General features: G+C 35.4%; 16 protein-coding genes and 1 tRNA gene. 13 read left to right on the plus strand and 4 right to left on the minus strand.

All coding sequences use genetic code 11. From position 1 onward, the window contains the following. Together N2Z72_02340 and N2Z72_02345 are read left to right on the plus strand one after the other, a co-directional pair. Nucleotides 1-2,356: hypothetical protein (locus N2Z72_02340; protein MCX7696516.1), on the plus strand; the 2,356-nt coding region annotated here is incomplete at its 5' end. A 67-nt stretch (nucleotides 2,357-2,423) separates the two neighbouring features. Next, complete coding sequence (locus N2Z72_02345) at nucleotides 2,424-3,578, plus strand: proline dehydrogenase family protein (GenBank protein MCX7696517.1); 1,155 nt, start codon at nucleotides 2,424-2,426, stop codon at nucleotides 3,576-3,578. Between the two features lie 15 nt (nucleotides 3,579-3,593). Here the strand turns inward: N2Z72_02345 and trxB are convergent, their stop codons facing one another. From trxB to N2Z72_02360, 3 genes are read right to left on the minus strand one after another with little or no spacing between them, the layout of a single operon-like run. Further along, a complete protein-coding gene (trxB, locus tag N2Z72_02350; GenBank protein MCX7696518.1) occupies nucleotides 3,594-4,538 on the minus strand; it encodes a thioredoxin-disulfide reductase in 945 nt (314 codons plus the stop codon). A 10-nt stretch (nucleotides 4,539-4,548) separates the two neighbouring features. Beyond that, nucleotides 4,549-5,436, minus strand: a complete 888-nt coding sequence (locus N2Z72_02355) for a DUF4249 domain-containing protein (protein MCX7696519.1) — start codon at nucleotides 5,434-5,436, stop codon at nucleotides 4,549-4,551. A gap of 5 nt (nucleotides 5,437-5,441) precedes the next feature. Continuing rightward, nucleotides 5,442-7,808, minus strand: coding sequence for a TonB-dependent receptor (locus tag N2Z72_02360; GenBank protein ID MCX7696520.1), 2,367 nt, complete (start codon nucleotides 7,806-7,808; stop codon nucleotides 5,442-5,444). A 152-nt stretch (nucleotides 7,809-7,960) separates the two neighbouring features. Here N2Z72_02360 and N2Z72_02365 point away from each other — a divergent pair. The 9 genes from N2Z72_02365 to rsmA all read left to right on the plus strand — a co-directional run bounded on the left by N2Z72_02365 (nucleotide 7,961) and on the right by rsmA (nucleotide 16,299). Next, nucleotides 7,961-8,034: transfer RNA gene (locus tag N2Z72_02365), tRNA-Pro, on the plus strand. A gap of 32 nt (nucleotides 8,035-8,066) precedes the next feature. Next, a complete protein-coding gene (queA, locus tag N2Z72_02370; protein MCX7696521.1) occupies nucleotides 8,067-9,119 on the plus strand; it encodes a tRNA preQ1(34) S-adenosylmethionine ribosyltransferase-isomerase QueA in 1,053 nt (350 codons plus the stop codon). Between the two features lies 1 nt (nucleotide 9,120). Next, nucleotides 9,121-9,789 (plus strand): 2-C-methyl-D-erythritol 4-phosphate cytidylyltransferase, encoded by a 669-nt coding sequence (locus tag N2Z72_02375; protein ID MCX7696522.1) that lies wholly within the window; start codon nucleotides 9,121-9,123, stop codon nucleotides 9,787-9,789. A 35-nt stretch (nucleotides 9,790-9,824) separates the two neighbouring features. Continuing rightward, on the plus strand, nucleotides 9,825-10,748 hold the full coding sequence (locus N2Z72_02380) for a hypothetical protein (GenBank protein MCX7696523.1): 924 nt from the start codon (nucleotides 9,825-9,827) through the stop codon (nucleotides 10,746-10,748). Beyond that, nucleotides 10,745-11,863 carry a PQQ-binding-like beta-propeller repeat protein gene (locus N2Z72_02385; GenBank protein ID MCX7696524.1) on the plus strand — a complete coding sequence of 373 codons (1,119 nt, stop codon included), beginning with the start codon at nucleotides 10,745-10,747 and terminating at the stop codon, nucleotides 11,861-11,863. The genes N2Z72_02380 and N2Z72_02385 overlap by 4 nt, the downstream gene beginning before the upstream one ends. Before the next feature lie 53 nt (nucleotides 11,864-11,916). Next, nucleotides 11,917-13,191, plus strand: coding sequence for a serine--tRNA ligase (serS, locus tag N2Z72_02390; protein ID MCX7696525.1), 1,275 nt, complete (start codon nucleotides 11,917-11,919; stop codon nucleotides 13,189-13,191). 5 nt (nucleotides 13,192-13,196) lie between these two features. After that, complete coding sequence (locus N2Z72_02395; GenBank protein ID MCX7696526.1) at nucleotides 13,197-13,745, plus strand: hypothetical protein; 549 nt, start codon at nucleotides 13,197-13,199, stop codon at nucleotides 13,743-13,745. Beyond that, entirely contained in the window at nucleotides 13,742-15,550 is a 1,809-nt protein-coding gene (locus N2Z72_02400) for a tetratricopeptide repeat protein (protein MCX7696527.1), read from the plus strand. Before N2Z72_02395 ends, N2Z72_02400 begins: the two co-directional genes overlap by 4 nt. Beyond that, a complete protein-coding gene (gene rsmA, locus N2Z72_02405; GenBank protein MCX7696528.1) occupies nucleotides 15,547-16,299 on the plus strand; it encodes a 16S rRNA (adenine(1518)-N(6)/adenine(1519)-N(6))-dimethyltransferase RsmA in 753 nt (250 codons plus the stop codon). The genes N2Z72_02400 and rsmA overlap by 4 nt, the downstream gene beginning before the upstream one ends. 4 nt (nucleotides 16,300-16,303) lie before the next feature. On the opposite strand, the gene N2Z72_02410 is transcribed toward rsmA, so the two are convergent. After that, nucleotides 16,304-18,244, minus strand: a complete 1,941-nt coding sequence (locus N2Z72_02410; GenBank protein MCX7696529.1) for a glycosyltransferase family 2 protein — start codon at nucleotides 18,242-18,244, stop codon at nucleotides 16,304-16,306. 1,708 nt (nucleotides 18,245-19,952) lie between these two features. Here N2Z72_02410 and serC point away from each other — a divergent pair. Together serC and N2Z72_02420 are read left to right on the plus strand one after the other, a co-directional pair. Beyond that, nucleotides 19,953-21,029, plus strand: coding sequence for a 3-phosphoserine/phosphohydroxythreonine transaminase (serC, locus tag N2Z72_02415; protein ID MCX7696530.1), 1,077 nt, complete (start codon nucleotides 19,953-19,955; stop codon nucleotides 21,027-21,029). A 140-nt stretch (nucleotides 21,030-21,169) separates the two neighbouring features. Further along, nucleotides 21,170-24,394: an FAD-dependent oxidoreductase gene (locus tag N2Z72_02420; protein ID MCX7696531.1), complete on the plus strand. Its 3,225-nt coding sequence runs from the start codon at nucleotides 21,170-21,172 to the stop codon at nucleotides 24,392-24,394. The last annotated feature ends 21 nt before the right edge of the window (nucleotides 24,395-24,415 follow it).

A 24,415-nucleotide genomic window follows, 5' to 3' on the forward strand; every position in this document is an offset into this window, starting at 1 on the left:
ATATATAGGAACATCTCAAGGAGGATTGTGGAAAACTACAGATAAAGGTTTTACGTGGACTTGTCTTACTGATGCTTCACCTGCATTACGAATTAGTGGAATTGCTATTGATCCTCATCATCCTGATACTATTTATGTAGCTACTGGTGATATTGATCACTGCCTCTACAACATGGTTTCTCCTGGTGGTGTATCTGAATATGGTTTAGGAGTATTTAAGTCATACGACGGAGGAATAAGCTGGGAACCGACCGGTTTAACGTTTCAAATTCAACAGCCACGAGCAACAGCATTGCGAGCCGTTTTCGTGCATCCCGATTCCAATAATATTCTTTTAGCTATAGGGTTACCCGGAGTATATCGCTCCGAAGATTATGGTATCACCTGGACAAAAGTTAAAGATGGCTATTTCGTTGATGCAGACATTCATCCAATGAATCCAAACATAATTTTTGCAACATCGATTTTTGTACCATCCGTTACCAATTCACGTGCTGCCATCTATCGTTCGATGGATTTTGGAAAAACATGGGTTGAACTAAATACAAGTATTCCTCCCACATCGGACGTTATACGCATCGAACTAGCTATTTCTCCTAGTGATAGCATGCGAATGTATGCTCTTACCTGTAGAAGTAATGGGGGCTTTTATGCTTTCTATCGTTCGGACGATGGAGGTGAAACATGGATACAAACTTCCAAATATACAGGCAATAATAAAGCTCCTAACATGCTTGGTTGGGCAGATGGTGGATATTTTGGTATTCAATTGCCAGGATTTCCCCCAGATGATGCAGGTCAAGGCACATACGATTTAACACTTCTGGTACATCCTCAAAATCCGAATGTTGTTTACACAGGAGGAATCAATATATGGGGAAGTACCAACGGAGGTAGCGGTGGAAATTCTTCTACTTGGAATCCAGTTACGTATTGGGTAAATCTCTTTGGTAAAAGCGTACATGCAGACCAGCACGCCATAGCATATCATCCGGTTTTGAAAAAATATTTTGCTGGTGGTGATGGGGGTTTATACATGACTGATACACTTGTGCTAGGCAATTTAAATGCCGTTCTTCCTTGTTTAGATTTTGCAAATATGACCTTTATACCTGGATGCTACAACCTACCTACTAAATGGAAAAACATTTCTCATGGAATTCATAACACTGAATATTATCGACTCTCATTGAATCCGAATGATCCAACGATGTTGATGGGTGGGACGCAAGATAATGGAACTTTTCTTTTTCGCAACGGTCAATGGTTGCAAACTCTCGGTGGAGATGGTATGGAAGCCATGATTGACCCTATTAATCCCAATATCGTTTATGCTACCAACTACAATGGTGCATTAAATCGGAGTGAAGATGGAGGTTATACCTACACTACTAATCTCGAAAAACCTATTACCGACGCAGGTGAAATTGGAGCCTGGGTTACACCTTTTGTCATGCATCCATGGTATCCTCACGTTATTTACACAGCATTTTATAATGTCTGGAAAAGTGAAGACCGTGGCAATACATGGACAAGATTATCTAATTTCAGTAATGGTAAAAGTTTTGAAGCTCTTGCCATTTGTCCATCGCATCCTGAGTACATATATGCTGCGAGAGTAGACAACATTTTTGTTAGTTCAGATGGAGGTAATACATGGACTAGTATCAAAAATGGCCTTCCAATGAATGAAGCATACCTTACGTATATTGCCGTTGACTTTTTTAATCCACAGGAAGTATACGTTACTTTTAGTGGTTTCAAAGATGGCAAGAAAGTTTACCGAAGTTTAAATGGAGGTCAAACATGGGAAAACATTTCAGCTGGTTTACCTAATGTTCCAGTTAATTGCATAGTAAAGCATTCAGGAACACAAACAAATGATATTTACATAGGTACGGATATTGGAGTTTTTTACACCAATGATTCATTGCTTGCTAGTTTTACATGGTTGTATTTAAACAATGGACTACCAGCTGTTGTTGTAAATGAACTTGAAATACATTACGGAGCTAAAAAAATAGTAGCCGCCACATATGGAAGAGGAATTTGGGAAACACAACTTCTAAACCAAGGAGGTCCTGTCCCTATCAGTATTCCCGAACATTCTATGATCGATTTGAATATTTATCCTAATCCATCTTTTAAAGAATTTACAGTAACAACCCCATGGGGCATAAAACCGGGCGACCATTGGTTTATTTACACCCTAGATGGAAAAAAAGCTATGGAAGGATTAGCTAACGAAAACAGTAATGCCATTGTCATACGTCATAATCTTCCTCAGGGTACTTATGTTTTTGAATGGTCAACACCCTTTGTTAATTTGAAAAAACAGATTTTGATTTGCAACTGAAGAACTGTTATTGATTTTTAACAGGTTTGTATTCTTTTCACTAAAAACTTACTTTCTTAGAAAAAAAATGTTTAACTCGTATAGTTTTTTATCTGACCATGAATTAAAAAGGTATTTTAAAGTTTTTAATTTGGTTTCCCGACCAACTCTTCACAAGCTGGCTAAGTTTTACGTACGTCGCCTTGGTTTTCCTATACCTCCTATTTTCCCTGTAAATCTTATTTACCATCATTTTATTGGAGGTGGCAAGTTAAACGAAACATTACCAGTCGTTTTAAATCTGAGAGAAAAAAATGTTCACGTCATCCTTGATTACGCGGCAGAAGATTCAGAGAAAGAAGAAACTTTTGAAAAAAATTTATTTGTTTTTCTTGATGCTTTACACTTTTGTCGACAACATCAGATACCATTCCTTGCTATTAAGCCTTCTTCGCTTGCTAGAAAAGAAGATATGAAACTGTTTTCTTCCGAATCCTTGACTGCCAAAAACCTTGAAGCATATAAATTAATTAAGAAACGATTTTTTGAAATTTTTAGTAAAGCCTACGAATTAGGTATTTCCGTTCTTGTTGACGCTGAGGAATCGTGGTTTCAAACTTTTGTTGATAAACTTGTGTGGGAAGGCATTTTGAATTTTAATAAAAATAAAGCTATTGTATGGAATACAGTCCAATTATATCGAAAAGACAGACTTGAGTTTATGGAGAATGAGATTCGTACGGCTTACATGATACGTGTTCACCTTGGGTATAAACTTGTTCGTGGTGCTTATCATGAGCAAGAGATCAATTTTGCTAAACTTCATAATATTGAATCTCCTGTTTTTGAATTAAAAGAAGAAACTGATTTTGAATTTAATAAAGCAATTAACTTATCATTACTACATCTTGAATTGGTTAATGTTATGATAGCCACACATAACAAACAAAGCATTATTCATGCTATTGACACTATGGAAAAATATAAAATTTCATCCAATGATACTCGCGTATGGTTTTCACAACTTTATGGAATGGGCGATTACATTACATATCATTTAGCTAATCTCAAATATAACGTTGCTAAATACCTTCCTTTTGCTCCTTTTTCAAAAGCGTTACCTTACTTAATTCGAAGACTTGAAGAAAACTCTAGTGCCTTGTCTATGGCTAGAGAAGAATTTGAATTAATAAAACAAGAAATAGAAAAGAGGAGCCAACCCTCTGCTCTTGCAATAAAATAACTCTTGGTAAGTGATTCATTCACTCATGGTTAGATACCTTTCGGCATCGAGTGCAGCCATGCATCCACTTCCTGCAGCTGTAACAGCTTGACGATAAATGGGATCTTGCACGTCTCCCGCAGCAAATACTCCAGGAATGCTTGTTCTTGTTGATTTACCCTGAGTTATGATATATCCTTGCTCATCTAGTTCCAATTGTCCTTTGAATATGTCTGTATTTGGTTTGTGACCAATGGCTATAAAAACTCCATCAACAGGTATTGTTTTTTCTTCATTGGTGTTTTTATCAGTTATAATTATGCCACTAACAGCTTTTGCAAACCCCCTAGTTTCACCCACTATTTCTTTTGGAATGGCATTCCATATAATTTCTATGTTAGGAGTATTGAAAACTTTTTGTTGCATAGCTTTGGAAGCGCGTAGTTGATCGCGACGGTGAATAAGATAAACCTTGTGAGCAAGTTTAGCAAGATATGTAGCTTCTTCAGCTGCGGTATCACCCCCACCAACAACAGCCACAGTCTTACCCCGATAAAAATAACCATCACAGGTCGCACATGCTGATACACCAAAACCACTGTATTCCTTTTCTCCAGGAATACCCAGCCATTTTGCGCTAGCACCTGTTGCAATGATCACAGTCAATGCTTCAATTTTCCGTCCTTCGTCATCAATAAGAACAAATGGCTTGGATAAGAAATTCACCTGTTCAATGGAGCCATATCGAATTTCAGTCCCGAAACGTAAAGCTTGTTTCTTGATATCTTCCATCAATACAGGTCCTGTTACACCATCAGGATAGCCAGGAAAGTTTTCAACTTCAGTTGTAGTAGTTAATTGACCTCCCGGCTCTATGCCTTCATAAACTAGAGGTTCAAGACCTGCTCTTGCAGCATAAATAGCTGCTGTAAGTCCGGCAGGTCCAGAACCTATAATTACACACTTCCTTTTTTCTACCATAATATATTTTTTAGGGTTTGACGACCATAGTATCATAGGATGATGCATAGCCTCCGAAAACACCTAGGGCTCCTTTGACATTGTGTCGGATAGGTGTAGGATTGGTCATAGGACTTCCTGCGGAGAAAATTTCTTCTTCCAAGGTCCTCCAAAATTCATAATGAGCTTTATCAATCGAAGAAAGCTTTACTACTACCGTATCACCAAGTTTAAATCGACCAAATTCAGGATCAGCAAACGCTGAATCATCCTCAATGCTTTTCACACCACGTGTAAGATAAAAATCAATGTTTTTACCACTGATATACGTATCTTCATAAATACTTCCAAAAATAGGAACAAAATCAAAATCTCTGCCCAGTCGTTTTGTAAAAATGCGATAATAATTTTTTTCCAAAGGATTATCCGTTGCTTTAATCCAAATATAACCTAAAGAATCATTGTTAATGGTAGGATCAGGTTTCCACCATAATGTATCAAAATAATAAATAGATGAAGGAATGGTAGTCTCACCTGTAATGGTGTGATCACCTATTTTGACATAAAGTTGGTATTGGCCACCTAATTGCCCTTTTATTTTTTTTCCCTGGTAATATACAAAAGGCCATGTTTTGTTAAGAATTCTTGGAAGATCAATTTTAAGCTCTAAGGTATCAATTTCAAAACCATTACTTACAGTCACAAAAGCATTTGTTACGAAAAGAGAGTCCATTAAAAATGATGTATCAACAGGAGCAAAATAAGGCATGTTCCTCGTAAGCACGACCACAGGGTAAGCATCGTTTTGAATGTATCCTTCTACAACATATTTTAGGGTTGGAGATGGCAAATCAAGATCTATTTCTTTTGAACATGAAATCATTGTAATGATCAAGATTAAATATAAAACTTTTCTCATCTTGTTTAAAATTTAAAATTCCATGTTATGGATGGTAAAATGGGAAATAAACTTACTTGTTTAGCTTTAATAACGGCAGTACCAGCAGCAATATCTCCATCCACATCAATATAGATGAAATAAGGATTTTTTCGATTGTAGAGATTGTAGACAGAAAAGTTCCAACTTTGTTCGAATTTTCTTTGTTTTTTAGGTTTGGGGTACCATATGATACTTATGTCGGCCCTATGATAAGGGGGTAGTCGATAGCCATTACGAGGTCCGTATTCGGATACAACATTGCCACCAATGATGTAACGCGAAACAGGCATGGTGGTGGTATTTCCCGTAGCATAAACCCATACCAACGAAACAATAAGATTTTCGGAAAATGAGTGGTTGAGAACAATAGAAACATCATGTGTTCTATCGAACTTAGCTGGAAATTCCTTACCCTCATTAATATCAGGGAATTGGCGTGTGGTTTTCGACCAAGTATAGCCAATCCATCCTGTTGTATTACCAACTCGCTTTTGAATCAAAAATTCTATGCCATAGGATTTTCCCATTCCAAAAACAAGAAAATTATCTATGTTATCATAAAGCGTCTGTTCTAATATAACACCTTCAGCATACTCAATTTGGTTTTTCATAATTTTATAATAGACTTCAACACTGGTTTCAAGCGTATTTTTCAAAAAATTGCGATAATAACCCAGTGAAAATTGCTGACCAAATTGGGGTTTTACCCTATCGGTGCTAGGAAACCAGATATCTGTGGGCAAAGTTGTCGTAGAGTATGAAACCAGATGAAGATATTGATAATTTTGATTATATGAAGCTTTTAAAGAGCTATTGCTATCAAGAGTTATGCGAATGCCTACCCGTGGTTCCAGATGAAAATAATTTTTAACCAATTGGTTTCTTTTATAAACTATAGAGTCCTTAATAGTTTGCTCTAAAAGAGTATCTTTGATATACCTGACAAAAGGTCCAACATGTGCAAAATCTGTAAACCTCAGACCTACATTTAATTTCAAAAGTTTAAGCAACGAAAATTCATCGTTTAGATAAAGAGCTGTTTCGTGAGAATAAAGTTTAACAGGCTTGCCAAGATCCAGTTCAGTTTCTCCTGCATAGCCACTCACACTACTTGGAGAAAAAATATGACGTGCATAAAATAAACCAAATTTGATATTATGATCAAATGCCGACATGTAAGTAAAATCGAGCTTAGAAGTAATATCCTGAATACCGGATTTCATGCCAATTTTAAAAATTTCTTGCTTTGCATCAAACAAGAACTGATATCGACTATAAATCAATGATAAATTTGAAAAAAGTTTGGGATTATATTGATGATTCCAACGAATTGTACTGGTGATATTTCCCCATTCAATGTTTGTTTTCATCAGGTCTTCTGCAAAGTTAAATTTAAAAATATCATTTCCTCCATAAAGACTAAAAAATATTCTATCTTTCGATGAAAAACGATAATTGGCTTTCATGTTTATATCATAAAAATAATATGAGGTTCCCCTGGCAATGCTTCCTGGCTTAGTAAAAGGCCTAATTAAAACATCAGCATACGTTCTTCTCGCACTAATAATAAAAGATGATGTATCTTTTTTTATCGGTCCTTCAACAGATAATCGAGATGCAATAAGTCCTATACCTCCTGATGCGCTCCATTTTTTTGCATTGCCTTCTTTCATATTGATATCAAGCACTGAAGCTAGTCTTCCACCATAATAAGCTGGAATAGCTGCTTTGTATAATTCTATATTCTGAATAGCATCAGCGTTGAAAACACTAAAAAAACCGAAAAGATGACTTGGATTATATACGATTGCTTCATCCAAAAGGATCAGATTTTGATCGGGTCCTCCCCCTCTTACATACATGGCTGTATTCCCCTCCCCTCCTGTTTGGATACCAGGCATAAGCTGAAGAGATTTCAAAATGTCAACTTCTCCAAAAACAACAGGAATTTGCTTTACGACCGTAATGGGTATTTCGATTTTACCCATTTCCGTAGATTCAACATTTTTTCTTGCTTTTTCATCAGTAATAATTACTTCTTTGGTCGTATAAGAAATAGGATTTAATTCAATGTTTAAAGATATATTTTTGCTGACTTGAATCTCTTTTCTCAATTCTTCATAACCAAGATATCTTGCTATTAGCGTATATTTACCAGGTTCCACTGTAATAGAGTAAAAACCATACGAATTGGAAGAAGTTCCCTTTTTTAATTCATCGATCCACACATGACAACTGATGAGTGATTCCCCAGTTTTAGCATCACGCACATAACCTGATATGGTATATTTCTGAGCACTTAAAAAATAGTTGATAATTAAGATAAAAAAAAATTTCAAAGTTTTTGTCATCGCAACTTTTGTTTGCTCGCATGGTCAAAAATTATGCCATGGAAAAACATGACTTTTTTTCAGTTCTATCAAAAATCAAGAAGTCAAAAAAATTTTTTTATTTTTTAATGTTTTACAATTTATAAAAAGTTTTATAATTTTGCAACCGATTTCGGGGCGTGGCGCAGTTGGCTAGCGCACTTGCATGGGGTGCAAGTGGTCGTCCGTTCGAGTCGGACCGCTCCGACAATAATTCATATTTTTTTTAATCTTTTTTTCATGAAGTTGTCCGATTATAAATTCCCTTTACCGCAGGATCTTATTGCCCGATATCCCGAAAAAAGTCGAGATGAATCAAGATTAATGATTCTTCATAGAAAAACAGGGGAGATTGAACACAAAATTTTCAAGGATATCATTAACTATTTCAACGAAGGAGATCTATTTGTGTTTAATAACACTAAGGTTTTTCCAGCACGATTATATGCCAAAAAAGAAAAAACGGGTGCAAAAATTGAGGTTCTCTTATTAAGAGAACTTGATCCTGCATCAAAGCTGTGGGACGTGCTTGTCGATCCGGCCCGAAAAATTAGACTTGGGAACAAGCTATATTTTGGGGAAAACAATGAATTAATGGCTGAAGTTATTGACAATACAACCAACCGAGGAAGAACTATTCGTTTTCTGACGGATATGGAACATGATAAGTTCATCACTTTACTTAAGTCAATGGGCGAACCACCTTTACCTAAAATATTGGGCAGACCCGTTATTGAAGAAGATAAGGAACGATATCAAACCATTTATGCAAAACACGAGGGTGCTATTGTAGCACCCATGGCTGGTTTACACTTTTCGAGAGAATTATTAAAACGTTTTGAAATTAAGGGAATAAAAAAAGTAGAAATCACATTACATGCTGGACTTGGTAATTTTAGGAACATAGAAGTTGAAGACCTCTCAAAACACAAGATGGATGCTGAAGAATTTATCATCACCGAGGAAGCAGCAGATATGATTAATCAAACTAAACAAGCAGGATATAAAGTGTGTATTGTGGGAACCACCACCATGAAAGCTATTGAATCTAGTGTTACTATCGAAGGAAAAGTGAAACCGGCTCATGCATGGACCAACAAATTCATTTATCCCCCTTATAATTTCCTTGTAGCCGATGCCATGGTTACCAATTTTCATCTTCCTATGTCTGTCGCCATGATTCTCGTATCAGCTTTTGCTGGTTATGAAAACTTAATGAAAGCATATAAAGTTGCCATTGAAGAAAAATATAAGTTCTTTGCCTATGGCGATGCCATGTTGATCATCGACTAGCATGCAATCACCCCTCGTTCATTTTGTAGTTGTAGCTGCCGGTGAAGGTCAGAGGTTTTCTTCGACCATACCTAAGCAATTCGTAAAAATTCACGGCAAAACTCTTGCTTATCATACTCTTAATGCCCTCTATAAAGCTTTTCCAGAAGCCATATTCACGCTTGTTATTAATCCCGAACATCAATCTTATTGGAACAACGTCTTTCAAGAATTAAGTTTTTCTCTTCATCATATTATCGAAGGTGGTAGGGAACGTTTTCATTCTGTCAAAAATGGTCTTACATACATAAAAAATGATCAGATTGTGGCAATTCACGACATTGCTCGACCAATTGTTTCACCCCTATTGATTCAAAAAGGTGTTGAACTTGCTATACAGCATGGCACAGCCATTCCAATCTTACCTCTCAATGATGCTCTTATACATATTGATAGTCAAGGCATTTACTATGCTGACAGAAGAAAATTCTTCCGAGTTCAAACCCCACAATTTTTTAGAGCTAACATCATTCTTCACGCATATCAACAAGAATCCCAAATAATTTTTCCCGATGACGCTTCAGTTGCACTTGCTGCAGGATACGAACTTCACTTTTTTGATGGCGATTTACACAACATAAAACTTACTCATCCTGAAGATTTGTCATACGTTAAGACTTTTTTGTCTTAAAAGCATTTCATTACTAAAATGTTTAAATTTGTTATGTGAAAAAAATTATCTTAAATCTTCTTGAATTATTAAGAACTGGAAGTCCAGAAGAATCTGAAATTAATGAGCTTTTATATCGCCTGAAAAGTTTTTATCCTGATTTTCCTTTACAAGAATGTTTGCAATTATCTGAGCAAAAAAAATACGATTTAATTGAAACACACATCTCATCTTTTTTTAAAAGCGATGTTTTATCCGAAGACATATCCTCCATTGAAGGGCTAAAAACTCGTCTTTATTTTCTTGAAATTCAGCATTCCATTCTATCACAAAAGCTTAATTTATTGGAACAACAACTTTGGCATTTTAAACAACGTTACTATCAAGAACTCAATGATTACATCTCACGACTTCTTGACTTAAAATGGGAAGTTCTTGCATTAAAAAAAGAAAAAGACAAAAGTTTTTTCGATGACTTTGTAGCAATAGATGAAGAAAGAAAAACATTTAAAGAATTTTCAAGGGACAAGTTTAATCATCAAGTTATTAACCTTTCAAATGAAGAAGAAAATCAACTTCAAACATTATATAGAGCTGCCTCTAAACTTTGCCATCCTGACCTTGTTATCGATGAATTTAAGCAAGAAGCAGAAAAATGGTTTATTGAGCTCAGCCATGCATATCAAGCTAAAGACCTCAAACGAATTCAATGGATTTATGATCAGCTTAATCAGCGAGAAGTTTTTTTTCCTAAAATTACTGAAACTCTTTCTTCTAAAGAACTTATTCTAGCATCTATCCGGAAACTTGAAAAAAGAAATGTAGAAATTGAAAAGCAAATTAATGAGATTCAGATGAGTTCGCTGTATAGGACCATTATTTCTAACCATAACATAGATGGCTATTTCGATGGCTTGAAAAAACACTTTATCATGGAAATAGAAATACTTGAAAAAGAGTTAATCCAATTACGCTCATGAGTCGTTATCCTACTCATACTCATTCTTTATCCATAACTAAAATCATAGAGTTAAGCGAAATCACGAGAAAATTGCATCATTCTCTACAAGTTTTTTCAACATCTTTTGTTGCCTGTTTTAGAGGAAATTTACACAGAACGGGACATTTTCCTTTTCAAAATATTTTAGTTAAACCTAAAATAAGACATCTCCATCATGCCCATCTTGGTGTATATTCATCACCGGTGGTTTACGACCACATTGCTTATTATGGAACAGAAGACGGATATGTTATTGCTTTTGATCTTTCGAGCTTAAAAGAAGCATGGCGCCAAAAAACACGTGGCCTTATTCGAAGTACTCCATTTGTTACAGAAGATAGAGTTTACATAGGTTCATTTGATCGAAATTTTTACTGTTTGAAACGTTCAAATGGACAAATTCTTTGGCATGTAAACACGTGCGACTGGATTTTTTCCTCTCCACTCGTTTTGGACGATCGCGTAATAGTCGGAGGAATGAACAATTCCATCATGTGTTTCGATCGTTTTACTGGGCAATCCATTTGGACCATTAATACTGAAGGTTGGGTCATAGCTTCCCCATCTTTCTGGAATAATAAAATCATAGTAGGTAGTAGAGATAAACATATCTATGTTATCGACCCATGGAAAGGTGAACTTTTAAGAAAAATTCGCATAGATAAACGAATACATGCTACTGCAGCAATAGTCGAAGGCATGGCATGGATTCCAACTTTAGATCAACAAATCGTCGTTTATGACATTCGTCGAGACAAAATTTCATCTCGGATTGACAATTATGCTGGTTACTTTTCTTCACCTTGTGTTGTCGATGATGTTGTTGTAGTAGCAGACAAAAAGGGCATGATTCAGGGGTTTGATAAGGACTCATTGCAAAAAAAATGGGAATGGTATTCCGAAGCTCCCATTTATTCGAGCCCTTCCACCAACGGTGAAATTATTATCGTAGGCAATGATCACGGAAAACTCATCATACTCGACAGATTCGGAAATTTAGTTGAACAACTACAAACCCATTCACCTTGCAGAAGCTCTGCATTCATAACGGAAAAGTATGTGATCATTGGTGGAAGTGGTTTGTTTGTTTTATAATTTTTACATCAAAATTCAATAAACCTAAAACTTGGTTTAAATTTGCAAAAAAAATGCTACTACTTGACGTTATTCGCGAAAATCCTTCTGTTGTTAAAAAGAAATTGGCTATTAAAAACTTCAAAAATCTAGAAATTATTGACGAAATCATAGATTTGGATAAACAACGAAGATCACTTCAATTGCAAAGAGATCAACAACAAAAAGAATTAAATGACCTTTCTAAAAAAATAGGCCATGCATACCAATCTAAAAATATAGATCAAGCAGAAAAGTTAAAACAAATCAGTAGCTCTATAAAAGAACAAATTAGCCAGATTGAAAAACAACATGATGAAGTTGCAAACCTCCTTCATGAAAAGCTATTGCTTTTACCCAATCTTCCTTCCGATCAAGTTAAACCAGGACAAAGCGCTGAGGACAACGAAATAGTTTTCGAATACGGTCATCCCCCTCATCTTCCGTTCGATGCTCTCCCCCACTGGGATTTGGCTAAAAAATTTAATCTCATAGATTTCGAATTAGGTGCCAAAATAACAGGAAGTGGTTTCCCTGTCTACACAGGTATAGGTGCTTTATATCAAAGAGCTCTTATTCACTTTTTTTTAAATGAATGCATTGCTGCAGGCTACTATGAAATACAGCCCCCCTTGTTGGTCAATGAAAGTTCTGCTTTTGGAACTGGTCAACTTCCCGATAAAGACAAGCAAATGTACTTTGTTCCCGAAGATAATTTATATCTTATTCCAACAGCAGAAGTACCTGTCACAAACCTGTATCGTGACATGATTATTGGTGAGAACGAACTTCCCATTAAAATGGTAGCTTATAGTGTTTGTTTCAGACGTGAAGCTGGCTCGTATGGTAAAGATGTTCGAGGTTTGAACCGACTTCATCAATTTGACAAGGTAGAGATCGTACAAATTACTCATCCCGACAAATCATATGATGCTCTCAATGAAATGGTCGATCATGTAAAGAATATTCTTATTAAACTCAATTTGCCTTTTAGAATTGTTCGTCTTTGTGGTGGTGATATGAGTTTTGCATCTGCTCTAACTTATGATTTTGAAGTCTATAGTGCTGCTCAGCAAAAATGGCTCGAAGTGAGCTCAGTTTCGAACTTTGAAACATTTCAAGCTGTGCGTATGAAGTTAAAATTTAAAGGATCTGACGGAAAAACTCATTATCCTCATACGCTAAATGGAAGCTCTTTAGCATTACCTAGATTATTGGCAGCTTTACTGGAAAACAACCAAACAAATGAAGGTTTAATTATTCCAGAACCCCTCAGGGATATAATGCAGTTAAATATTATCAAATCGTAAAAATTATGCTAAAGAAAATTAATATTTTTTTGGGGGTACTTATTTTGTTCGTAGCTTCGTGCGCCCCTGCTTATGTGAGAAAAGGGAAAAAAGCTATAAAACAAGAAGTTTCACGTCTTCAAGAAACACATACTTATTTTCGAAAACTTGATACTACTCAAGTCAGAGATGTTTTCAAATCTTATATGGCTTCACTCGATAGCTTAAAGAAATACTTTAAAGAAAAAGAAAATGAAGAACAGTGGTACATCATGACTCAATGGGGACAAGTGAAAAAAGCCTTACAGGTTTATCTTTCTTCTTATCCTGCTATTGAAAAAGATTTTCGTTTTTCTTATAAGCAACTTAGTAATCTCCAGCATGACTTACGTTACAAACTAGTATCAGCTGAAGCTTTCAAACAATACTTAAACGATGAAATAGAAGCCAACAATAATTTAATCATAAGGGCACGGATGCTGGTCGACAATGCTGAAATGAGTTTGAAAATTTATCATCAATTTCAATTTAAGATAGATAGCCTTATTCAAGTAATGAGAAATCAATCTCGATGATCAGATTCATTTTCTTCATTCTTATTCCATATATTCTTTTCGCACAAAAGGATGTAAATGAGCAACTTGCTCGTCAATATTACCAACAAGGAGAATACGAAAAAGCTATTACATTCTACGAAAAAATTTTCACACCGACAAAAGTCGATTTATACGACGAATATCTAACATGCCTTATCAAACTCGAAAAATGGAAGGACGCCGAAAAGCTTATAGGAACTATGAAGAAAAAAAATCCTTATACTGTTCGATATTATGCAGATGAAATTGAATTATATTCACTTCAGAATCAGTCTAAAATATTAGAAAAAAAATTAAAAGAAAGCTTTGATGTTTTAAAGAATTCCGAGACCTTGCTAGCTGATTACGCCCAACTCTTAATAGATAAAAAACTTCTTGATGCAGCCCTTTTCGTTCTTCAAGAAGCAACTAAAATATTTGCTTCATCCATTTCCCTAAACATACTTCTTGCTCAAGTTTATAGATTAAAAGGCAACCGTGAAAATGCCGTCCAAATTTTATTTAATCTATATGACAAAAATCAACTTTTCACGGAAAATATGCTTAAAGAACAATTACTGTCCATCATGATAGAAGACGATAGGCAGAAACATGATGATATACATGCCCAACTCCTCGAACGAGTACAAAAAAACCCATCAAATGAATCGTATGTTTCGATTCTTATTTGGTTTTACGAGCAAAATCAAGAATACTACAAAGCTCTTACACAAGCAAAAGCTATCGACAGGCGAACACGTAACAATGGTAAATTTACTTTTGAATGTGCAAAAACATTTTATTCTCTCAAACTTTATGATTTAGCATTAGATGCTTTACAGTTTGTTCTTTCACAAGGCGAGCAGGGAATGTTTTACTATGATGCTTACGATCTTATGTTGGAGGTTCAGTACGACAAACTGACAACTTTACCCAATCCCTCATTGAACGAACTTAGAGAATTACGAGATAAAATTTTTCAATCTTACAAGCAAACTTATCAGACTTCATCGAAATTTTCACTTCTTCAGAAATTGGTATATCTTGATGTTTTTTATTTGAAGCAATCTCAACTTTCGATTTCTCTTTTAAGGGAAGCCATTGATAGTAAAATTTTCACGCCTCTTGAAAGGGGAAAGCTTAAACTTCTTTTGGGTGACGTGCTTTCCATCGAAGGCGACCCATGGGAAGCTGTTCTTTTGTATGCTCAGGTCGACAAAGCTTTCAAGAATGATACCCTAGGAAGTTATGCCAAGTTTTGTAGTGCTCGACTTTATTATTTCATGAATGAAATAGATTATGCTCAAGGCCTTTTAGAAATTCTAAGGGGAGCTACTTCCAAAACTATTGCCAACGATGCTCTCGAACTTTCTTTGAGAATTCAGATGAGTATCGACTATGATAGTTCTTATGTACCGCTGCAAAAACTGGCTCGAGCCGAATGGCTCATGTTTGGATGGAAATTCGATGATGCCATGCTGGTGCTGGACACTATTCTTAAAAATTTTCCTGACCATCCAGTGCAGGATTATGCTTTACTCCTCATGGCAAAGCTTTATGAAAAGAAAAAAAATTACGATAAAGCTATTATGTTCTATCAAACTCTTGTTGATAAGGGAATTTATTCACATTATGCTGATGATGCCCTTTATGGACTTGCCCAACTCTACGATATAGTTTTACAGCAACCAGAAATGGCTAAAAAATACTACGAACAACTTATCTTTGATTTCCCTTCCAGTTACTATTCCAAACAAGCCATTCCAAGGTACAGAGAAATGCGAGGTGTTAAAGCCACACCATGAAACTAAAAAAGTCGCTTGGGCAACATTTTCTCATTCAACCTTCCATTGCTCAGAAAATAATATCCTTGATGCTTCCTGTCGAGGATACTGAATCTGTTTTAGAGATTGGTCCCGGGCGAGGCGCCTTGACTAGGCATTTGCTTCATTTAAAAAATCAACTTTGGCTGATCGAAAAAGATGTCTTTTGGGTTGAATACCTCAAAAAACAATTCCCTGATATTGAAAACCGTATCATTTGCGGCGATGTTCTTGAATTTTCTCTTTCTAACCTTCCTCAGCAACCTGTGCACGTAATAGGAAATATGCCCTATAACATCTCGGGACCTTTATTATTTATGGCTATTGAACAGAAGGATAACTTAGTCGAATGGCTTGGGATGCTTCAAAAAGAAGTTGTAGAACGAATCATTGCTCACCCTGGCACTAAATCTTATGGTATTTTATCCGTTCTACTACAAATTTTTTTTCATGTAAAAAAACATTTTGTCGTTTCACCTTTCGCTTTTCAACCACCTCCCCAAGTTAATTCTGCTGTTATCCAATTGGTTCCTAAAAAGATCACTCTTCCCTGTCCTGAACAAATCTTTATAACAGTGGTAAAACATGCATTTAAGCAACGACGTAAAAAACTTAGCAACGCCCTTAAAGGCTTACCTCTAAATAAAATACCTAATAGTTTTGCAAATAAGAGAGCTGAAGAATTAAATCCTCAAGAATTTGTTGAATTATCAACATATTACGAATTGTAAACTTTCAATCTATTTTCTTATCCAACTTCCGAAAGGCACGAAAAATAATTTGCATATCGGTCCAAACGGAAAAATTTTGTGCATACGCCATGTCAAGCTCTTGGGCTGTTTTTTCATCAAATACCTGCGGTAAAACATCGACTGGTGTAAGTATACCTGGCCTCACATCTGCTTTGTTCCTAAACCACTTCTCATAAGCATAAAAACTTACCCACGTTCTGTTTCCCTTCATGACAAGCCAAATATTTTTTAGCAAATTTTTTGGGGAAGAATAGAACCAACAAATGAAAAAAAACAAACACCATAGGAAAAGGCAAAATAAAATGTCGAATCCTCTTTTAAATCGTCGATTGATGGGAGATACCACATTTCTTACATGTGATAAATAACCATCAGAGAAAAGATGCACGTACTTACTACCTAAAATCACAGAAGTATGAGACGGAAAAAAGAAAAATTGTGGTACGAATGAACTAAGTGCACCCATGATTTGCATCATCAACGACATATTTAGGTCTTCTGAATAAAAAATAATTTGATTGATTTTATAAATTCGAACTTTTTCAACAAGTTTTTGAAAAACCATATGATCGACATCTTCATGAATGATTAACTCATATACGCTACTCATGGTTCTTAACCGCTGTTCGAGTAATGGGAAAATCTCAGCCTTTGAGATAACGAGTGCTCGTCTGTGCATAAAGAAAGAAAGTTCAACCCCTAGTATCCTAAGCTTGTGAAAAATCATTCTTGAAACTACGTAATAAAGCAACACATAAAAAAATCCTAATATGATAATAGCTCTGGAAAAACGTAATTGCTCGGGTAAGAGGCTATAGCCAACTAAAATCACAAGGGTCGCAAACACTAGGCCACGTAAAATGTTCCTCAAATGAATAGGTCTGTCATAGCCCCCAAAAAGATATACAAAAAACAACCATGTTAGAGCATAAATGGAAATTCCACCTAAAAATAATTCCGGAATATAGTGAATACCAAATGGCAATAAAAAAAATTTCTCCCAGAGTTTCCCTATGAAATACAAACCAGTAAAAATCAATAAGTAGTCCACAAGAAAAATAGCAATCTTGGATATCATTCTAGAAATGACAGCTAAAAAAGCTTTCGTTGCAATAGCAAAATTGATCAAAAGAAGCAATAAGTTAAAAGAGCGACTCGAATAATGTTTCTTTGCAAAAATACGCATAGCGTTGTAAAAGTGGTAAATGTAATTAAGGCTTCCTTTTTTAGTACTCTCTCCCTTAAAATGTATGATTTGAGTAATGGGTAGATAATAGTTTTTATAGCCTGCTTGCAAAATGCGATAACTAAGATCAATGTCCTCACCGTACATGAAAAAAGCTTCATCCAGCAATCCAACTTGATTTAGGACAGTTTTCCTTACACACATGAAAGCACCGCTCAAAACTTCTACTTCGTGAATCTGGTTTTTATCGAGATGACCCAAATAATAGCCAGCAAACAACTTAGACTTTGGAAATAAGTGAGTCAGACCAGTCATCTTACAAAAAGCCACCCAAGGTGTTGGTAAGCCTCGCTTGGACTCGGGAAGAAATTTCCCTTTCCCATCTACCATTTTAACTCCTGCAGCACCAGCTTCAGGATGCTTATCCATGAACTCAATCACTTTGCGAAAAGTTCCTTCTTCGACAATTGTGTCGGGATTGAGTAAAACAACATATTCACTCTTCACTTGGCTCAGAACTATATTGTTAGCTTTGGAAAAGCCTAAATTTTCTTGAAGTTCGATAAGACGAACTTTTGGAAATTTTTGTTTGACCATTTCTGTTGAGCCGTCTACACTATTGTTATCAACAACCCACACCTCGGCTTCTAACCCATTTAAAGCTTTCATTACAGAAGTAAGGCATTGATCCAGAAAGTGCCGTACATTGTAGTTGACTATGACAACGGATAGTTTCATATCACAAAAGTAGAAGTTTTAACTAAATTGAATCGTTGCACATCAATGACTTGTGTATTTTTTTACACTTAATAAAAATTGAACTTCATTAGAAATTCGAGAATACCACAAGTCTACTATTATCAAGAACAAAGCTCTTATTCGAAAAAATAACACATGATTGAAAACAATAAATCATTGTCAATCACATTTTCATTCAAAAAAATAATCGTAGTTCATACTTCATCTAGCAAAAATGACCTTGACAGTTTCAAAATTCTTCAAACGTTCCATGATACATTTTATAGGAAATGAATCTACGTAAACTTTTTTAATTTTTTGCCTAATTTCGTCGGGAATTCATTCAATTAATGAAAAAAATAATTTTTTCTTTCATGCTTTTTCTTTCATGCGTACAACAGAGAAACGATTCAAAAGATCAAGCATTAAATTTACTTAATAAAATGTTCAAATATGAATGTTTATTAAAAAATGAAATACGAACCATAATAGTATTCTCGGAAAAATCTTTGCGTCATGATACTACCTTTGTATTACCTGATAGCTTTTTAAACATACTTCAATCAAGCTGGTTTGATTTCAAAAAAAGATTTGAAGAATTTGATAGTATTTGTAATAAATCTCTTCACATATCACAACCTTTAAAACAAGTCCATGAAATTTACGACACACATCTTTTTCATGAATACTCTCACATAATAGAAATGTTAAAACTCAGAAGAATCCATGCGAAACAATACAAAAACATCCTAAGAAAATCAATCATGATTGATTCTATTTCAAATCAGTGCTTAAAAATAGTTTGTTCAACAAATTTTTAACTAGTCAACTTCTCAGACTTTTAATTAAATTTGATTGAGTCCAAATAACAAATTCTTTATTGGTCATTTTAAAATTCGATCTATATCCCACAAGAAGAATCAAGGTAATTAGTAAGCAAAGTGACATCTAGCTGGCTTTTGATTACTACATCATAAAAAGTAAAATCCGTTAAGATATTTTGCAAATACTTCTAGAAACTTGGTGAAAAACCGACAAAATGCTTCTATTTGTACAATTTACTCATCGATGTATTGTAAATATTATGCACATTTGATTATTTTTGCAACTACCTGATTTTACTTTTGCTCGAAAAATTCTATTCAATTAACAAAATAGTAGGTAATCGTACTAATTTCGGTACACTAAACGAATAAATTTTGTTCGATGTTCGTTTTTCATAAACCACCACAACATGCTAGCATTAAGAAATAATTACCTTTTGTAATTTTTTATGCACCTAATTACACTAACACCTTCTCTCTTACCTTTTCCTGTTTTATCTGTGATTGCAACTTCCCTACTTCAATGTAGGGCTGAATAATTATAGCTGATGTTCATCAATGATCTCTGAAATCTCTATCAATTCCATGCACTTCATTACCCTGCAACTTTTCAATATGTAAACAATGTACAATGACAACAACTATGCTCTCCATAAAAATATTACCACACATATTTTAAGATTTAACAAGTTACATTGCCATCAAAGAAATCATAACATGTAGCAAAATTTTTGAAGAAAAATAAGTCTGATTCTAAAAAAATGACAGAAAATTTGTACTATTTGAATCAATGATGTATTGATTAAATGAGCACAAAATTTTTCCTAAATTCATATGTATTTTGAAAAAATTTACCTTACTTTTGCATAAAATCGAGTATCATTATGAAAAAGCATAATTTTAATCCAGGACCGGCTATTTTGCCACAACAGGTTTTTGAAAGAACCGCTCAGGCTGTTCTTAATTTCAATAATTCAGGTTTATCAATTCTTGAAATTTCTCATAGACATAAAGATTTCGAAAACGTTTTAAATCAAGCTATCGAATACATGAGGCAACTTCTTAATCTGCCTCCTAATTACAAGGTAATTTTCCTTGGAGGAGGAGCAAGTTTGCAATTTTCGATGGTACCATTTAACTTTTTGAAAACAAAAGCTGCCTACTTGGAAACAGGAGCATGGGCTCAAAAAGCCATCAAAGAAGCTAAAGGATTTGGAGAAGTCGTCATAGTGGCTTCTTCAGCTGATAAGAATTTTACTTACATACCTAAGAATTTCACCATTCCTACTGATGTAGATTATTTTCATATCACCACCAACAATACCATTTTCGGTACTGAAATACGCTATGACATAGATTCACCAGTACCACTAGTTGCAGACATGTCATCAGATTTTTGCTCCCGTCCTTTAGATGTAACGAAATATTCATTAATATACGGAGGTGCTCAGAAAAATATTGGTCCAGCTGGTGTTACTTTTGTTATTATCAAAGAAGAATTTTTACAACAAATCACCAATCAACGTCATATTCCTACCATGCTTGACTACCGTACTCACGTGAAAGAAAACAGCCTTTATAATACTCCACCTGTTTTTGCTATTTACGTGGTCATGGAAACCATGAAATGGCTTGTAGAGATTGGTGGGTTGCAAGTAATGGAAAAAATGAATATTGAAAAAGCAAATCTTCTCTATGAGGCAATTGATAACAGCAAAATGTTTATTGGTACTGTTGAAAAAGAAAGCCGTTCTATTATGAACGTTTGCTTTGTGATGCGCGAAGAATATAAAGATAAAGAAGAAAAATTCCTTGAATTTGCCAAAGAAAGAGGAATCATAGGAATCAAAGGTCATCGTTCGGTAGGTGGTTTCCGTGCATCTTTATACAACGCACTTCCCAAGGAAAGCGTGCAATGGCTTATAGATACCATGCAAGATTTTGAAAAGCAATACGCTTAATTTCAAAAAATTCCTCTCGTAAGGCTGCTTTAGGCAGCTTTTTTTTATCAAAGATCAATTTTTTAATAAGCAAATTGCAAACTTATTTTTCTTATAAAATCTAATCATCAGCCTAAAACGTATTAGTTTTGTTAAAAAAAATGGCTAGATTTTTTGTCCATCCAATCCTTGATGTTCCAACGACTGAAAAACATTTTTTTACTTACCAAGGCAAACCAGTAGAGACCATGAAAGGACAAACCATAGCTGCTGCTCTTCATAATGCTGGATATCCTGTTCATAGTCATTCTCTAAAAAATAGAAATCGCTCACTTGAATGTGGCATCGGCAAGTGTGGAGCATGTGAAATGTTGGTGGATGGTAAAATTAAAAGAATTTGCATCACCCTTGTTGACGGCGTTAGCGAAGTTTCTGAGATACCCAAAAACTATATTCCTGAGTCAGAAATTTTTAATGCCCAAGAAAGAAACATGTATTTAACTGATGTTGCGATCATTGGAGCTGGTCCTGCAGGTTTAGCTGCCCGAGAAATTCTGAACGAACATGGCATTTCCAATATCGTCATTGACAGCAATCATACCATAGGCGGACAATTCATGATGCAAACTCATCAATTTTTCTTTTTTGAAAAAGAACATCGCTATGGCGGAATGAGAGGTTTCGAAATAGCAAAACAACTTGCTGGAGATTCAACAAATGGAATTTTTCTCAATTCAACCGTTTGGGACATTTTTCAAGGAAAAATCATAGCAGCTAAAAATATTCGTACAGGAGAGTTTTTTTATGTAAAAGCTGAATATTTGGTGATTGCTACTGGTGCAATTCCTTTTATACCGCCCTTCGAAAATGACGACTTGCCAGGTGTTTACACTGCTGCTGTGATTCAAAAAATGATGAATCTGGAATACACCCTCCTCGGAAAAAAGATTTTAACCGTCGGTGCCGGGAATATTGGGTATTTAACAAGTTATCAACTTACCCAAGCCGGAGCACAAGTAGTAGCTATTATTGAAGCCCGCGATCAAGAAGGAGGCTTTCCCGTTCAGGCTAATAGAATAAAAAGGCTGGGAATTCCCATCTTACTCAACCATATGCTTGTCAAAGCTATACCTAATGAAGATAAATCAGGAATTATCGGTGCAGTTATTGCCGAATGCAAAAACTTTCAGCCTATTCCTGGCACAGAAAAAAAACTTATGGGAATTGATGCTATCAATATCTGCACCGGATTGGTTCCAGATAATCAATTATTAACATTGGGCGAAGAAATATTTGGAAAAAAGTGCTTAGGTGGTGGAGATGCCATTCGTATTGGAGAAGGAACTTCCGCTGTTTTGAGAGGAAAACAAATTGCCTATGAGATCCTAGATATGATGGGTAAAAAATACAACTACGATACCTATCTAGCCATATCGAAAGAGTACTTAGACTCACAGCAACATCCCATAAAAATTCTTGACGATCCTATCATGCCCGACGAAGAAAGAATGAAAAAACCGTTCGTTATACTTGACTGTACCTACGGATTTGCTTGCAATCCTTGTGTCTTCGTATGTCCTCATAAAGCCATTTCAAAATCTTCTACCAGTACGGTTCCCGTCGTTGACTACAACAAATGCACTGGCTGCATGGCGTGTGTGTATCAGTGTCCTGGACTTGCCATTTTTGGTTATAACATCCAAACAAGTACTATTTTCTTTCCTGTGGAGCTATTCGTAGATGAAGGTGTCGATGTGTACCTTGTCGACAACGATGGGAAGATAGTTGGGGAAGGAGTAGTAGAAAAAATTCTAAAAAAGCCTAACAAAACCAATATAGCACGAGTACGTTCAACCACCCTCCATGGTGAAAAATTAACCAAGGCAAGGGGTTTTATACCTAAAAATCGGTTTCCAGAGCGATTAATTTTCGAACCTGGTGAAACTTTTATACAAGAAGAAACTTTTATTTGTCACTGTGAGGATGTTACTTACGAGGAAATCAAAAATGCTATTGGAGATCGTAAATACATATCTATTGATGAAATTAAACATACAACACGTTTAGGGATGGGGGCTTGCCGAGGAAAAAGATGTTTCCAGCGGCTTAAGACCTTAGCTGCTGCCGACGGAATAACCATTGTTGGTGCACCAACACCTCGTGGTCCTTTATCCAACCAAATCTTTTTTGGAGAATTGCAAAAACCACTTCAAACCCGTATTGTTCCTTATAACATCTGTAAAAAAATTCCTATCGTTGAAACCAAAGTGCTTATTGCAGGTGGCGGAATTGCTGGAAGTGCACTTTTCCGCTATTTTTCTGAGGCAGGCTTTAACCCCATTTTAATAAATTATCAGCATGGTTCCTCTTGGAGAAACATTGCTGGAGGTAGGCCTGTTTTTAGTATCCCAGAATTAAGTGAAATTGCTTTACGTAACAAAGAAATTTTCATTGAACTTCAAAAAATTAAAAACATTAATTTCAAACCTATTAGATATATAAGTTTTGCTCATGACGAGGATACATTTAAAGCACTTGATGCTTCCAGGGCTTGGAGCAACGCTATAATGATTGAACCCAAAGATTTTGTAAAATACATTTCCCCCTATTTCAATCCCCATCTTCATACATACCTCGGTGCATTGATCACAGAAGATTGTTGGCAAGCCAATCCTGGAAAGGTGGTTGACCTCATTCGAACCATTGGTTTAGCCCATGGCGGCCAACTGTTAGAAGATACTCGTTTGATTAGTGTTGAAAAAGAAAATGATCAAGTTATAGCTCTTGTTCGAAATCACTTTGGAAATTACATGAAGTACAAAGCACAACACTTTGTTAATGCATTGGGCTCAGAAGCCCGTACTTTTGCTTTGCAGCTAGGAATCGATCCTGGGATTTATCCGGTTCGACATCAAGCATTTATTACAAGAAGTTTACCCATGTTAGGATATCACGATGAAAATCTTGATATGCTTATTGATCGAAGGATTTTTAAAGGTTTTTCTGCTATCTACGGGCAACAATTAAAGGAAACCGGTCAGATTATCGGTTGTGCATCACCAGTGTTAGACCCAGACGAAACTAATCAAAATCTAAAAATTAATACCATTGATTTTATTGAAGCTATAAGCGAAGTTTTCACGCAATGGATTCCTTCTCTTAAATCAGTTCAATTCCAAGCCATTTGGGGGGGATATTACGTCGAACCACGCTATATTGTAGATCCTGAACTTGGCTTGTTCATTGGCCTCAGAGGTCATGGTTTTATGCTTGCTCAGTATTTAGCAAAATTATATGTAGATGCATTTCTTAACAAAGAAGTTCCATCATACTTCAAAGAACTTAAGTTAAGTGGCAAAGGTTTGCAGGAGAAATCATTCAAGTAAAAACCAGATTCTTTATTTTTG

Source organism: Bacteroidales bacterium (assembly GCA_026418905.1).
GTDB lineage: Bacteria > Bacteroidota > Bacteroidia > Bacteroidales > DTU049 > JAOAAK01.